Origin of the sequence: Vibrio sp. 99K-1, from assembly GCF_013114585.1 — a bacterium.
Classification (GTDB): Bacteria; Pseudomonadota; Gammaproteobacteria; order Enterobacterales; family Vibrionaceae; genus Vibrio; species Vibrio chagasii_B.
On record NZ_VTXF01000034.1, the window covers coordinates 30,365 to 45,076 of the forward strand.

Here is a 14,712-nt window from a genome sequence, read left to right on the forward strand (position 1 = left end):
AAATTAGATGCTGAGCCGCGCACTCTACGACTTATGCTAGTTATTGAGCAAAAATAGCAAACTACCCCCACTCAATGAACTGCCGTAGTTAAAGTTGATCCCAACACCAAAGTTATCAAAGAAGTAAGAGTCGTAAGGCACATCAAAGACTAACCCTGCGCCAAATTCATAGTAATAGTGCGTATCAAGCGGATCTGTTAGATCCCCTGCTACATCGATTCTTCGAAAGTTGTAATGAATTTGAGGGTTCTTTAAAGACCAAGCATCTAATTCCACATTCTGTCTGAATTCAATCTCATTGATAAACCTCAAACCTTCAGGGTTGCCGATATCGCCATCATTGGCTTCGCCCCATCCCGTTCCATAGAAATAACGCGCTCTTGATGAAACATTCCAACTTCCCCACTCTTGTTTCTGTAGGTATTTGAGTTTGACCGACGGCTCGCCAATCAATGCCCATGCAGAAGTATTCAACGCGTATCCATCGAGCTGAGATTGAAAGGCTTGAGAGTAGCTATTTTTATATTCGTATTTATTGCGGTAGTAGAGTAAATGAGTGCCCAAACCATACGCGATAGACCAATGTTGATTTAAATGGCTTTGAGCGCCGAAAAAGCCATACAGACCCAATACTGAGTCTTTATTGGGGTTAACTCTGCGGTCCGATGTAACATCAGGTGAAATCTCAATATCTTGCTCAGATAGCGCATAAGACCCTCGTACCGACCAAATCAAATCTAAGTCAGGATCATCGGTTTTAACCACGGAAGAATAAGGAATAGAACCAACGCTAACTTGGCTCCGGGTGTCGATAGTTTTATCAGAACCAAAGCCATTGTCGTTTAGATTGATGAACGAGTTCGGGTCAAAATCGACAAAACCAATTGAAACGGCATCGCTGTCAGTAAGCGCAATAGAAACGGCGAAGATCTTCTCTAGCCGATGTTGAATCGCTTCGTTGGATGCATAGGCGGAACAAGAAATAAGGCCCGTTAAGAGTAAAGCAATAGAAGGGGGATATAGCGACTGGGGTGAAAGCATTAAGTTGACTCCATTCAAACTTATGCTTCAAGTGTAATTGGTAATTTTGCTATTTCAATCAGATAGTTAATTGTGTGCTTGATACCCCTCTCAGTTCTAATTGTAAGAGTGTTGCCAAATCTATTGATCCCCAAAGCTCTTCTACGTCTTGGATTCTAAAGTGAATAATCATATCTACCTCTGTGTAAATCGTAGGCTCATGTCGAGAACTCTCCGAAAACTCATCCGAGAACTCATATTGAATCATTCCCACTCGGGATACTTACCATAATGCGCCACGCACACTTTAAGAGCTGTTTCGCATCCTGAGCAGTAAGCGTTTGAATATTCTGTATTTATCTCCTAAGTTTTTTATAACCCTTTACTCAGGAAGAAGTAGATGAGCAATATTGAAAAAGTATATGGATTTAATACGCCCCAACGACTCTTTGTCGGATACACCCTTGCGATACTCGTCGATTTAACCGTTCTTAATTTTTTTGATGAATACTGGGACTTCGTCAATATCGAGTCATTCACCATCTCGTTTGCTGCCGCAATTTTACTGCAGTTGCTGCTCAAACTGTCTATCGGTTTGGAACATAAGCTCGCGGATTACTTCAAGTCGAAGCCAGGCACGGCACCTAAGATTTACAGGGGGCTGTCTAGCTATGTCATTCTGGTCGGTTCAAAGTTCGTGATGCTAGAAGCGATCAACATCCTATTTGGTGACAGAGTCGATTTCAGTGGCCCTTGGAATGGCGTGGTCGCCTTCTTTGCTGTGGTATTTACGATTCTGATTGCCGAAGTGATTGTTTCTAAGATCTACTTTGCATTGGACGATACGCAGAAGACTGAAAAAGCCTAAGGACTCGATTACATAAGGTTTAATCGAACTAGAAACAAAAAAGTGAGCCACCATGGGCTCACTTTTTAGTTCTAAACAAGATAATTAAGTAGCGGAATTAGATAAACACTCTCGCTCTAATACCAAACACCCACGCGCTGCTTTCATTGGAGAACGCTGGATCTTTAATGTACTGAATGTCAGGTGTTACTTGGAAGTGATCACCAAACTGCATGTTGTAGTAAACCTCAGCGGTCCATTGTTCTGTGCTGCCGCTTATTGCTTTGGCATCAGCTGCAAAAGAATCACCATTCACTTCTGCCCAGTTCAGTGCCACACCTAAGTTGTTGGTTGGCTTTCCTAATCCAAAGTAACCCATACCAACAGAAATCGATTTATCGTAAAGGGCTACATCCCCTTCTGATAACCCACCGCGAACAAACGGCATCACTTGGTCACTCGTGAACTGACTCCACGAGAAATTAACGCCTGAGCCACCTTCCGCAGATAAACTATTACTATGACGCGTATCGTCACCGAAGTCCCAGAAGGTCACATGAAAGTTATCGGTATAGATCTGCTCTTGCGAAGCTGTCCAACCTAATTCCAGCGTGGTAAAGTAAGAAGCATCGCTACCAAAGGCTGTGTCAAAGCCATCAAAAATCTCATCAGACTTACCATTAGCGTCAGCAATACCACCGACAACATAGAAGTTCTCACCCAGCATATGACCAGCAGAGAGCGCTAATACACCATCATCCGGTAGACCCATTGCGCCAGAGCCTGTCGAGAATGCTAAGTTCGTAAAACCAGACCAAGGGCTTGCGAGAGCGTAGACATCGGCATAGTTCGTCACATCTTGCCAACCGACAACGATAGTGCCTTTACCGTCATTTATTTTTTGCTTCCAGTTCAAGTCTGTCACTCGAAAACCTTGGTCGCTGTATGCTGGACCAATCGCCCCGACGTAACCAAGAGGTCCAAATGAATAGTCTTTTGGCGCAGTATCGCCATAAGCATGCCTATGCTCGACCTTCCACACCAAGCTACCTGAGTTCTGTGTATCTTTGCCTAGCAGGTGCCATGAACCATAGAGTCGAGCGACACCTGATGAGGCATTAACGCTATCACCACCAGCACCATCCCCAGAGGTTAACCCTAAAGCAAAGTAATCGGCACCAAAGGTAAAACCATCCTCGGCTAATGACTCTCGCCAAGATTTCTTTTGTGCTTTCTGCTCTGCAATTGTATTTTCAACAGAGTCAGGGCCCTCAAAGTTGGCGCCATAAACAACGCCGCTCATTGGGCTAGCCGCCATCACAATTGCCATACTTACTTTAGATAATCTTGAATTCATCATGTCACCAGTGCTTTTTAAGTTAGTTTTATTTTAGTTATTACTCACATTGAAAATTGTCATTTGATGACACTGGGTGATTTAAATACTTCCAACATGAGATTGGAGCGCACTAGGTGCGTTAGCTTAAGGTTGATACTGTTCTATACCGTCCGCTTTCATTGCATATACCGACTGCACGTTGGCTGCGCCGTCAGAGTAATTCACATTTTCTTTCGATTGATGCCCAGTTAACTCACCTTCAACCCAAACCGGCGTCATTAAGCTCACTAATTCAATGCCTTGAGGGTAATCTATCAGCACCAATTGATTCGCTGGAGGTGGTGGCGTGTGGATACAAGCTCCGGCAGAAGGCACTAAGAAGAACTTAGTAACTTTAGTTCCGTCCATTTCAATCGGAGTGATATAGCCAGGGATTCGATGCTTACTACCTACAACCTCATTATTTGGTTTAGAACCTAACGCTTCTCGCTGCTTCATAATCTGCTCACGAGCAACAAACAACGCTTCAACATCCACGTCCTGCTTTTTAAGCCTTTCTGTTACTTCCACTATTTCCTGTTTTGCTTCGTCACTTGCGACAAAACCGTCTTCAGTTTGCGCGTCTTTAAAGCGAGCAATGGTCGCCATATCAAACATCTGATTCCGATCAAGCTTTTGAAATGGGTCTTCTATCAAATCCATGCTTGGAACTAGCTCGTCCCAGTATGTAACCTTCACTTCGTTAGCTAGTGCTGGAAACGACAAACAACAAAATACAAACAGCGAAAAAATTGGCTTCAAAATAACCATGAAACTTTACCTCACAAAAACATCGTTAAGCTAAGTTTGGTAGAGGAGGCACTCCCCTACCTAACTATTAAACATCAAGCCAAAGATTACATTTCATTGCGGTATACAACGCCATCTTTCATTACCAATTTAATCGTATCGATAGTTTTGTATTCAGGATCGGCGTCAAACCACTCGGTGGTCGCACCTAATACCTTTATGTCTTCCAATGGGTTACCATCTACTAATAAGATATCTGCAACGGCACCTTTTTCGATAACACCTAACTTGCCTTGGGTTGTGCCTCTAGGGCCTGACATTGCTAACATTTCACCAGCTGTAGAAGTCATTTGTTTTAGCACTTCGAAGTTGCTACCAAACGCTTGCGTTCTCCAGTAGATTTCGTAACGACGAGCTCGCTCGGCATCTGAGTCTGCACCTACATAGTCTGATGCAAAAACAACCTTCACGTTATTTTCAAGTAAGCGTTTACCGTAGTCACCGTACTGCTCTTGAAGCTGAGCAACCATAGGAAGTTTTTCTGCAGGCATAAGAGGGTTCTTTGCTAGATCTGGCGATAGCCCCCACATTTGTGGAACAACATATCCGCCCTCTTTTGCAATTCTCTTCATCGTGTCGTCATTAATAAAGAATCCGTGCTCAAAGGTTTTTACACCACAATCAAGAAGACGGTTTACCGAGCGATCATTGAATGTATGCGCAGCAACATAAGTGTTCCAATCTTTTGCTGCTTCAACGATGGCACAGGTTTCGTCTACCGAGTATTGAGTGGTATCAATCGGGTCAAATCGAGATGAACCACCACCACCGGCCATGATCTTTATCTGAGTCGCACCATTGCGTAAGTTCAGTCTTGTCGCTTTGAGAACTTCAGGCACGCCATCGGCTACAGCGCCAATGCCCATTCTTTCAAAGTTAGAAATATCCCCTACCGAATTAGGCGTGAAACCGGGATCACTTCTATCTCGGAAATCACCATGACCTGATGTTTGAGAGATAAATGCACCAGACGGATAAATTCGAGGACCAACAACATTGCCACTCTCAATTTCGCGAGCCAAACCGAAGGCAGGTCCGCCCATATCACGAACGGTTGTAAAACCATCATCTAAGTAGCGCTTAGCCACTTGCGTTGCATGAATAGAGATGTCAGTGAGATCTTTATTGGATTCGATGTCACCAAAATTATAGTTAATCATAACGTGGGCATGGCCATCGATTAAGCCAGGCATTAACGTTTTACCTTCACCTTCAATGACGGTAGCTTCACTGGCTTCAATTGGGTTTGCCGAAATTTGTTTGATTAGGTTGTCTTCGACTAATACGTGATGGTCTTCGTACAATTTGTTTTCAGTACCATTGAACACATCGACGTTAGTAAATAGCGTTGATGCTGCATTTGCAGAAAGAGCAAATGAGCACGAAAGAGCAACAACAGAGAGCTTTAAGCCTGCATTTTTCATTTTTACACCTTGATTCCGTTTGTTAGTGGCGTCCACTTCCCATAACGATTCCGTAACTACTAATGAGTGTTATGAGGTTTCAAAGATGTTTTTATTGGTCATGACACTCACAAAAATCTAATCAAAATTCTGTGAAATAATCGAGGCAAAAACAACTCATCCACATTCAATAACTTAGTAGTGATGTTGCCAGCATTCAAGGTTGATAAATGGCCATTTGGTGACAATAAATAATTCTGCGTTCAGGCTGGAATTTTTAGTCACTGGCTAGAGTTTCACTTCGGAGTTGTTATTGCCGGATCTCTTACTGATAGCTTTGTACTGCTACTTATAGACTGTTGCTTACCGACATTAGCTGTGCTCTTTTCGGTACTGTCTTGGCGTCATGTTCATTTGACGCTTAAACGCACGAGTGAAGTGAGATGAATCGGAATAGCCCATCTTTGCCCCTACTTGTGTAATCGACAAATCTGGCTGCTTAAGCAATTCCAATACTTGCTCCAATACCATCTCCTCTATCAGAGTTTTGTAGACGACTCCTTCTTGCTCCAAACGGCGCTGGATAGTCCTGACATGCATGTTTAAGATTTCAGAAGCGAGACTAATCGGGAGTTTTCCCATAGTCAGGTACGGTTTAATGACAAGTTTAAAAGCACTTAAGAAAGAGCTAGGCAAAGGAGCACTGGATTCAAGAACAGGGGGGGCTTTAGGCAAAATAATTGGCTCAAGCATGATCGCTTCTGGGATTTCAAAAGCCGTAACTGGCCTGTGTGTGAAAAACTGAGCGCTACCCATTTGAGGCAAAGATTGGAAGCATTCAAGGTCATCACTCTGAATACCGACTTCCGATGGCTTCCAACGCCCCTGCGTTAACACTGAAATCAGTTCATTAATAAAAATAACCGAGAACAGTTCAGCAAACTTAAACCAAGGAGCGTTTGTAAATGGCTTCTCACGAACAAACCACCACTTACCACCTGCGTGTTTGGTATAGACGTGAGCACCATTGGATACCAACTTTAGCTGTTCACTAAATTGGTCAAGTGCACTTTTCAGGGAGTCCTGTTGATTCAGTTTTGCCACAAACCTGGGCACATAGGTTTGCTTGCAAAAGCTCCACATAAACAGCGAAAACTCTTCTCGTGATGCTGATTCTCCCATAATCTTGACCACATTTTTTATAGTTGTCTCTGGGAGATAATCGTAATGATCATTACTAGTAAGAATATCGTTGGGGATTTTTGCGCTACGTAACAAGGTGTAGATTTCGCCATCGATGTGGCTCAGTAGTTCAGCGAAAAGCTCAACCTCTTTCTTATCGACCACTGCCATTGTATGAGGGGTATTAGGCATCCTTTCCTCTTATTCTGTTCATTCATGAACTTAAATTGTTTCCTTACTTAAGATAGCAGATTTAACACAACTTCACATAGGCTTACTAACCAGAACAGTTCATTAAACTCACCAATAAACAACTGGTTAGTAACCATGACACGTGTAACTTGTGAGTATTAGTATCGAACCCTTTTATTGAGTTAGAGGCTGAGCTTTACGCACCAAAATAACTCGAACATGGTCGTATACCAGATTGAACAGAAACGCGTAAATGGTAATAAAAATGGTCACGCCGATATCCATCAAGAATGCCTGCCAAACTCCTACATTGAGTAAGTAAGCCATGACGGGGATAGTTGCAATGAGCAAACCCGCTTCAAATAACACGACGTGAAACACTCGTAATTTCAATGAACGCTCTGATTTCTCACCGGTGAAGTAGCGATCAAAAATGCGATTAAAGCAGTAGTTCCAAACCATCGCGATGGTAGCAACAACTATCATGGTTCCTGATAAGGCACTCACATCGTGATCGGTAAATATTGCTAAGCCGATTATTGAAAGCGTTACGGCCAAAACTTCGAATAACACTGAGTGAAACACTCTTTCTAACGTACTCATACATTCCTCTAAATAATCAAGTATGTGTTGGATTAGCTAGGATTATGTCACCCGAAATAATAAGAGAAAGTTAACAGCCATCACGAATAGTGATAGCCTGAGCAATTCAGTCTAATCCCAAAGTCGCGAGAGATAACATGTACAGTTTTGAGCAATTAAAAGTCTTCGTCACTGTGTGTGAAAGTGGCTCTTTTTCTGCGGCAGCGCGTAAGTTAAAACGAGCTCAGTCCGGTGTTAGTCAGTCGATCGCCAACTTAGAAATTGCCATCGACCAAGAGCTGTTTAATCGAGAGAAGAACATCCCCGTTTTAACCTCTACAGGTAAAGCTTTATTGCCTGTCGCTAAATTGATTCTTGATCAACAAAAGTACTTCGACCAAAAAGTAGAATCACTGGCACAAGAAGACGAGCATGAGCTAATTGTTGCTATCGATGAAAGCATCATAGATAAAAATTTCATCAAGATAATCAGCTCCCTAGCCGATCAGTTTCCAATCACACACTTCGAGATCATTACGACATCCACCTTCGATGTAGAGGATTTAGTAAGACGAGGAAAAGCACATATCGGCATTATCTATGCGGATGGAGAGCTCAAGGTTGATATGGATTTCTTTTTGTTGGGCCAAGCACGCTTCCTAACCGTCAGCTCTGCCGATCATGAGCTCAGCAAGCTACCAGTAGTTCAAGATTCAGACTTAAAACGCTATCGACAATGCGTACACCGCAGCTCAAAGCAACGTGAGCTGTGGTTCACCTATGGCATCAGCTCAATGCTTTGGTATGCCAACACGCACAAAACCATCATCGACCTAGTAGAACAAAACGTAGGTTGGGCAAATGTGCCTGAAATGATGGTCATGGAAGGCATAAATAAAGGAGAACTCGTTGCCCTGCCTGTTGCACACGAGCATGGTGGCTGGATAACTCCGGTAGGGTGTCTGGTGTCACGCCGTCACATCAATGGCCCGGTGCTCACGAGTCTGATTGAGAAGCTAGAAGGATACTCTTTGCAATACAATCAATGGCAAGCAAACTAGCTAAAACTACACTGCAATATCGGTAGTGCGTTTCGCCGCACTACCGCATTTCGACACATTTCACCGATAAATATCTTTGTCGTCTGGACAAAACACCCTAGTTGATGTCCCAAAGTGACATAACTAAACTGCGATCCGAAAGGGGTTGTCGTGCCTATACATGGTTAACGAATCAATCCAAGTCGCTCTTTAACACTACTGACCTAACCTCAAATCTCCAGCATGGGCATTGCTAACATCGCCTATGACAGCTTCAAATAGATCACTTTTTGAATTTAATTCACCCCAGTTTATGAGTGCTCTTCGAGTGCTTTTTTATATCTAAATGAACCTTTTGGAAAATTTGTCGTGAACGTTTTAAGAAACATTTGCCCTGAGAAAATGGGTAAAGAGCGTAACAAACGAGAGTATGATTTACGCGTACTTAATTGTGTCAGTGAAAGTGAATATGAATCGCGTATGGCGGTTTGGAACAGCCTAACGATGGCTGCAACGCCGTCAGCTTCGGAAACAAAAGGCTTCATCGATGAGGCTTTCAACAAATTACAAAATGACTTAAAAGAGACAAGTCGTGAGTTATCCATTAACTACACCGACTTTATTGCGATGGCACATGAAGAAATCAATTACATCAAGATTTTCGTTGCCGATAAAACCTCGCAATACGGTTGGTACGCAGCCATCGCTCTGATGATCATCGGCACCATTGCTCTGTGTATTCAGTAAGTTAGGTTCTATCTTCAGCTGAAGATCCCTTGAGCGCTTTCATACGCGCTAACTAGAAAACAAATGACTCGCTTCATTTGTTTTCTAGCCACCACAAACTCACTCTCCCATCAGATTTAGCAAGTCTTGCGTCGCCTTTTTAGGATCTTCGGCGTGACAGATTGCAGATACTAACGCTAAGCCGTGAATACCCGTTTCAGTCAGCTGAGGGATGTTCGACTCGTTGATACCGCCAATCCCAACAATCGGAAGCTTGGTCGTTTCTAACGCCATTTGAATGCCTTCGTAACCCCAGTGTTTCTTAAGGTTTGTCTTGGTCGGTGTCGCAAACAGTGCACTAAGACCAATGTAATCAATCGGCAAGCTATCGGCTTCTTGTAGCTGTTGCTCCGTCTCAATCGATAACCCAAGAATCTTGTCTGAACCAATCAGCTTGCGTGCTAACACGGCAGGCATATCCGATTGCCCCAAGTGCAAACCATCGGCATCAACGGCCAATGCCACATCGACTCGATCATTAATGATCAACGGCACACCCGTTCCAGCTAAAAACGATTTCACGGCTTCTGCACGCTCAATAAATGCTCTTACGTCCCCATGTTTTTCTCTAACTTGAACCATAGTGACGCCACCAGCAACCGCTTGCTCAACTACGAACTTAAGCGTTTCTAAATCTTGTTGGTCGTCAGTCACCATATATAGTTTATAAGGGTTCATCGCATACCTTTGAAGTCGATTTCTAAAATTGATTTTCTGTCATTTTACCGACAAATCACATCCTATGCATGGGAGTTAGTACTTAAATCAATAAATTAGACGGGGCAATTCAAATACGCAACTCGTTGAAAGCATATCGAAAAATCTGAACTTTTTAACTAAAGCGTTACTTATTACACAAACTATTCACTTTGAGCATGCCCGATACACAGTTTTATGGAATACTCCAAAATGAAGGAATCAGGTAAATATAGGGATAGTTATGCGCCACCTTTCTATAGCGCTTAAGATCAAGCTGGGGTTTGCCATCTGCTTGCTCTTTTTCGTCATTTCAGGCCTTGTGAGTTACAAAGGCATTCAAACCTTGTCAAACGGCTTTAGCCAATACAGCGAACTCAGCCACAAGGCGACTCAGTCAGGCAACATTCAAGTGCACTTTCTTCAGATGCGTTTAGCCTCTGAACGTTACTTAGAGTCATTGGATGAGCAATATGAAGCGAATTATCAATCAAGCAAATTGGCGATCGATGAACTGCTCAATAACTTAATCGAAACCACCACAAACACTGACAGCCTATCAAGCTTACAACTGGTCCAAGACAGTATTGCAGCGTTTGATGCGGCTTATGGCTCAATGAAGCAGAGCCAGCTAATGATCGACCAGCTCGTAAATGTTGAGATGGTCAAAAGAGAGACTAACGCGCTAAAAGCCGCGCAGAGCTTATTGTATGAGTCATACAATAACAACGATCCAAACGCGAGCTTATACGCAGGCATGCTGATGGAGAACTTCCTCGCGGCTAAGATCGCGGTGATTAGCTACTCGAACAACAACGATCTCAAAACCTACGAAGCGGGTAAAGATATCTTTGAGTATGCTCTGCCAGGTATCGAGGGCGATATTGAGTCTCTTAAATCATCTCCTTATCAAAGTGAACTGATTGAAGATTTCTCTAACCAACGTGAAGCGTATGCGAAAGGTTTTGAACAAGTTCACCAACAGATGCTGGAGAACACTCAAAGAACCGCTACCCTTTCCTCGATTGGTGATAGCTTGGCTATCGCAGTGGCTGATGCTCAGAGCATTCTAGAACAACAGAAACAAGCGCTAACACCAGAGCTGCAAGCCAGTGAAACGCGTTCAATTCAGATCATCATCTTGCTAACGGGGGTCGCGTTAGTTATCGGCATGACAAGCGCGGTGTTAGTCACTCGCTCAATTACAAAAGGCATCGCACAGGTTAAACAAATCACCAATGAGCTTTCTCAAGGCAACCTGAATGTTGAAGTAAACATTGAGAGTAAAAACGAGATTGGTGAACTGCTGACTAACATGGAGATCACCATTGAATCTCTGCGCGATATTGTAGGTCAAGTGAATCGCTCTAGTGTGCGTATTGGCGAGATGTCTGAATCACTCAATCAAGTGACCAATAACAGCTCGACCAACGCAACACAGTTGAACAGCGAAATGATGAACATCTCTACCGCGGTTGACCAACTGGCTTCAAGCACATCAGAGATAGCTTCAAGTGCCAACCACGCCTCTCAAGTCGCGAACCAAGCGACCGAGAATGTCGCGATGGGTCTCAAGGAAGTAGACAAGACACTGCACGAAATTGGCAGCGCCGATGAAAGCATGCAGGTCAGCAGCCAGAAAGTGACCGACCTGCACAAAGAGTCGATGAACATTGGCGCGATACTGGAAGTAATCAAAGGCGTATCTGAGCAGACCAACCTTCTCGCGCTGAATGCCGCAATTGAAGCCGCTCGAGCAGGCGAACAAGGTCGTGGATTTGCCGTCGTAGCCGATGAAGTAAGGACTCTCGCTAAACGTACCCAAGATTCTGCAAGCCAGATTGATGAGCTCATTACCTCACTACAACGTGGCGCTAAAGATGCGTTAGAGTCAATTAAAGAGAGCCACAGCACGGTTTCAGATGCTTCAACTCAAGCACAGCAAGCTTCTCAGAACTTACATGTGATTAATCAACACATCCAAGATCTGAACCAAGCCAACAGCCAAATCGCGGTGTCGGTTGATGAGCAGGATCGTCTTACCAAATCACTGGGTGAAAACGCGCAAGGTGCAAACACTATTGCTCAAAGCAACCAAGAGTCGGTAAGCAGCATTTCAGGTGCAGCGAGCGACTTAACCGAGGTTGCTCATCACCTAGAGAGCCAAGTGAACCGATTTAGAACCTAGCCAGCTAATCTATACACAGCTGACACAGTTCCAAACCAATAATAAAAAGCCCCCTACACATAAGTGTTGGGGGCTTTTTTAAGTTAATCTAACTCTAACTTGTGCCTTAGAGTGAGATTAGCCCTACTGAATCTTCAAACGTTGAATCAGAGTCTCTTCGTCTAACTGATACAGCTCATCAAGCAAATTCATTTGCAAGCTACCTGGGCCGCGTGAGTTCTCAGCAGCTATTTCACCAACCACGCCTAATACCGCCGCAGCAGCCAAACCGCTTTCATCACCAACTGCAGCAAATGCACCCGTCAATGCAGTTAAAGTACACCCCATCCCCGTCACATATGGCATCATTTGGTGTCCATTGTTTAACGTCACCACGCAGTCTTTGGTGACAACGTAATCTGTCTCACCAGATATCACCACATTTGCACCGTATTCAGCCACTAAGCACTGTGCAGCACCTAACGCAGCATCACTGCTATCAAGCGCATCCACACCTTTGCTCTGTGCTTGATCGCCCGCTAGTGCGATAATCTCAGACGCGTTACCACGAATGATCAACTTATCTGCTAAACGTGCGATTTCACGAGAGGTCTCGGTACGCAGTGTGCTTGCGCCACAACCTACAGGGTCAAGAACCACCACCTTGTTGTTCGCATTCGCTTGTTCAACCGCGAAACGCATTCTTGGCGTCCAAACACTGTCTAACGTGCCGATGTTAATAACCAGAGCACCAGAGAAAGACATCATCTCTGCCAGCTCTTGCTGTGAGTGCGCCATGATAGGCGAAGCGCCAATCGCCAATAACGCATTGGCCGTGTTGTTCATCACTACATAGTTGGTGATGTTCACAACCAGTGGTTTTTGTTCTCGTACTGCGCGCAACGATTGGATAATTTGTTCAGTTAGCATGGGGTAATCCTTATTCGTCAAAGTTGCTTTAAGCCGTTGTTGAGTCATTCAGTGCATTTAGACCTTGCTGCCAGAAAGCCACTTCCATACGCGTTGCGGTCTTGAATATATGTACGATGTTCTGACCGCGCTCGCTGTTGATATCAATTTCAGCCAGTAGCTGATTGAAATACTCAGCGCCCGTTGCCACGCCAGACTGGAACTCTTCACCACCGTAAAGCTGTAACCAGCTCGCGTATGGGTTGCCTTCTAAAACAGTATCACTGCTTTCTAACAGCGCTTTACCAATCACAGCATAACCAATTGAGCACGGAGCCAACGCCGCGTAAAGATCAACAAGATCACCCGTCATACCCGCGTCTAAAACGTAGCGCGTGTAAGCGACGGTGCCGAAATCTTCTGGTTCGTTTTCTAAATCAGATTCCGTTAAGCCCCACTGACCACAGTAAGTCACGTGGTGTGAAATTTCAGAATCTAATAAAGCATGGACACTTGGCAATGCACGGCGCATATCAGCCAAGGTTTTAGCCTTGTATATCGCTAACGCGTACGCGCGAGCATACTGCTTCAAAAACAGAAAATCTTGCTTTAGGTAATGCAGAAAACACGGCTGAGCCAATGTGCCGTTCGCCAGCGTTTTAACAAAATCATGCTCGGTGTAGTCTTGCCAATCTTGCTGGCAGGCTTGGATTAAGTCTTGATATTTCATGAGATTCCTTAGTCAAAAGCCGGTACGTAATCAGCAGCTTTTGGTAGTGATTTGATAATGCCTTTGTCGAACATGAACTGCGCGTAATCATCGTAACGCTTCATGTCTACCGCTGAAGGGCGAAGCGCAAAACGAGTCAATGTGTCGTTCCATGCGCGTTGGTTTAGCTCGTTGTTTAGCGTATCTGGTGAATACGCTACAAACTCACTCCATGAATCTTGTGGGTGGTTCACAATGTAAGTGGTTGCTTGCTCAAGTGCTTTATTGAATGCTTTGATGGCTTCATCGTCGTGTTTCTTCGCGTTCGCCACAAAAATCAACTCATCGTAAGCTGGCACACCGTGCTCTTCAGGGAAGAATGCTTTGGCTTTATAACCTTCAAGGGCTAGTTGGTTCGTTTCGAAGTTACGCAAGCCACCCCAGATTGCATCTACCTTGCCTGATGCCAGTGAAGATGACAGTGCCCAACCAACATTGATGGTTTGGACGTCAGTAAACGCAACATTTTCTTGAGCTAGCATGGTGCCGATCGTCGCTTCTTCATTACCTGCAATCGCAATTCCGATCTTCTTGCCTTTCAGGTTCGCTAGTGAATCGTTCTTGCCGTTATCCAGCACCATCAACGTGTTCAGTGGTGTGGCGATTAGGGTTGATGCACGAACCAAAGGCAAGCCTGCAGCGACATCCATGGTTAAACTTGGTTGATAGGTTACTGCGAGATCGACCTTACCTGCTGCAACGAGTTTTGCTGGCGTGCTTGGGTCAGCTGGCTCTTGGATTTCAACCTCTAGGCCCTGCTCTGCAAAGTAACCACGCTCTTGAGCAATCACAATTGGGCCGTGATTCGGGTTTACAAACCAATCCAACATCAGTGTCAGTTTCTTGTTTTCCGAATCCGCGAATGCATGACCTGAAACTAGCGAAGCAAGCAGTGCCACTGCACCTACCAATTTGGTGTTTTTCATAGTTA

14 protein-coding genes are annotated in these 14,712 nt (G+C 44.3%); 4 read left to right on the forward strand and 10 right to left on the reverse strand.

Annotation, left to right across the window (positions count from 1 at the left end):
• Positions 1-36: 36 nt before the first annotated feature.
• A complete protein-coding gene (locus F0228_RS21965) occupies positions 37-1,041 on the reverse strand; it encodes a Solitary outer membrane autotransporter beta-barrel domain (protein WP_105058337.1) in 1,005 nt (334 codons plus the stop codon).
• Between the two features lie 379 nt (positions 1,042-1,420).
• On the opposite strand from F0228_RS21965, the gene F0228_RS21970 reads away from it, so the two are divergent.
• Entirely contained in the window at positions 1,421-1,888 is a 468-nt protein-coding gene (locus tag F0228_RS21970; RefSeq protein ID WP_171731439.1) for a hypothetical protein, read from the forward strand.
• Between the two features lie 97 nt (positions 1,889-1,985).
• Here F0228_RS21970 and F0228_RS21975 read toward each other — a convergent pair whose 3' ends face one another.
• From F0228_RS21975 to F0228_RS21995, 5 genes are all read right to left on the reverse strand, one after another.
• The gene (locus F0228_RS21975; RefSeq protein ID WP_105058340.1) at positions 1,986-3,185 is read right to left on the reverse strand and encodes a carbohydrate porin; all 1,200 of its coding nucleotides are present in this window, start codon (positions 3,183-3,185) and stop codon (positions 1,986-1,988) included.
• 165 nt (positions 3,186-3,350) lie between these two features.
• Entirely contained in the window at positions 3,351-4,016 is a 666-nt protein-coding gene (locus F0228_RS21980; RefSeq protein WP_171762744.1) for a DUF3299 domain-containing protein, read from the reverse strand.
• A gap of 86 nt (positions 4,017-4,102) precedes the next feature.
• Positions 4,103-5,479, reverse strand: a complete 1,377-nt coding sequence (locus tag F0228_RS21985; RefSeq protein WP_061032313.1) for an amidohydrolase family protein — start codon at positions 5,477-5,479, stop codon at positions 4,103-4,105.
• Positions 5,480-5,830: 351 nt separating this feature from the next.
• Entirely contained in the window at positions 5,831-6,811 is a 981-nt protein-coding gene (locus F0228_RS21990) for a helix-turn-helix transcriptional regulator (RefSeq protein WP_105058848.1), read from the reverse strand.
• Between the two features lie 195 nt (positions 6,812-7,006).
• On the reverse strand, positions 7,007-7,435 hold the full coding sequence (locus F0228_RS21995) for a PACE efflux transporter (protein WP_061032312.1): 429 nt from the start codon (positions 7,433-7,435) through the stop codon (positions 7,007-7,009).
• A 137-nt stretch (positions 7,436-7,572) separates the two neighbouring features.
• Here F0228_RS21995 and F0228_RS22000 point away from each other — a divergent pair, with 137 nt between their 5' ends.
• Positions 7,573-8,475: a LysR family transcriptional regulator gene (locus F0228_RS22000; RefSeq protein ID WP_061032311.1), complete on the forward strand. Its 903-nt coding sequence runs from the start codon at positions 7,573-7,575 to the stop codon at positions 8,473-8,475.
• A 381-nt stretch (positions 8,476-8,856) separates the two neighbouring features.
• On the forward strand, positions 8,857-9,201 hold the full coding sequence (locus F0228_RS22005) for a hypothetical protein (RefSeq protein ID WP_004738871.1): 345 nt from the start codon (positions 8,857-8,859) through the stop codon (positions 9,199-9,201).
• Positions 9,202-9,300: 99 nt separating this feature from the next.
• On the opposite strand, the gene thiE is transcribed toward F0228_RS22005, so the two are convergent.
• Positions 9,301-9,918: a thiamine phosphate synthase gene (gene thiE / locus F0228_RS22010; protein WP_061032310.1), complete on the reverse strand. Its 618-nt coding sequence runs from the start codon at positions 9,916-9,918 to the stop codon at positions 9,301-9,303.
• 262 nt (positions 9,919-10,180) lie between these two features.
• On the opposite strand from thiE, the gene F0228_RS22015 reads away from it, so the two are divergent.
• Positions 10,181-12,124, forward strand: a complete 1,944-nt coding sequence (locus F0228_RS22015) for a methyl-accepting chemotaxis protein (RefSeq protein WP_061032309.1) — start codon at positions 10,181-10,183, stop codon at positions 12,122-12,124.
• A 123-nt stretch (positions 12,125-12,247) separates the two neighbouring features.
• Here F0228_RS22015 and thiM read toward each other — a convergent pair whose 3' ends face one another.
• Genes thiM through F0228_RS22030 form a run of 3 tightly spaced genes read right to left on the reverse strand, consistent with a single transcriptional unit; the run spans position 12,248 to position 14,707 of the window.
• Positions 12,248-13,033 carry a hydroxyethylthiazole kinase gene (gene thiM, locus F0228_RS22020; RefSeq protein WP_061032308.1) on the reverse strand — a complete coding sequence of 262 codons (786 nt, stop codon included), beginning with the start codon at positions 13,031-13,033 and terminating at the stop codon, positions 12,248-12,250.
• A gap of 28 nt (positions 13,034-13,061) precedes the next feature.
• Positions 13,062-13,742, reverse strand: coding sequence for a thiaminase II (gene tenA / locus F0228_RS22025; RefSeq protein ID WP_061032307.1), 681 nt, complete (start codon positions 13,740-13,742; stop codon positions 13,062-13,064).
• 8 nt (positions 13,743-13,750) lie between these two features.
• The gene (locus F0228_RS22030; protein WP_171762745.1) at positions 13,751-14,707 is read right to left on the reverse strand and encodes an ABC transporter substrate-binding protein; all 957 of its coding nucleotides are present in this window, start codon (positions 14,705-14,707) and stop codon (positions 13,751-13,753) included.
• Positions 14,708-14,712: the final 5 nt, after the last annotated feature.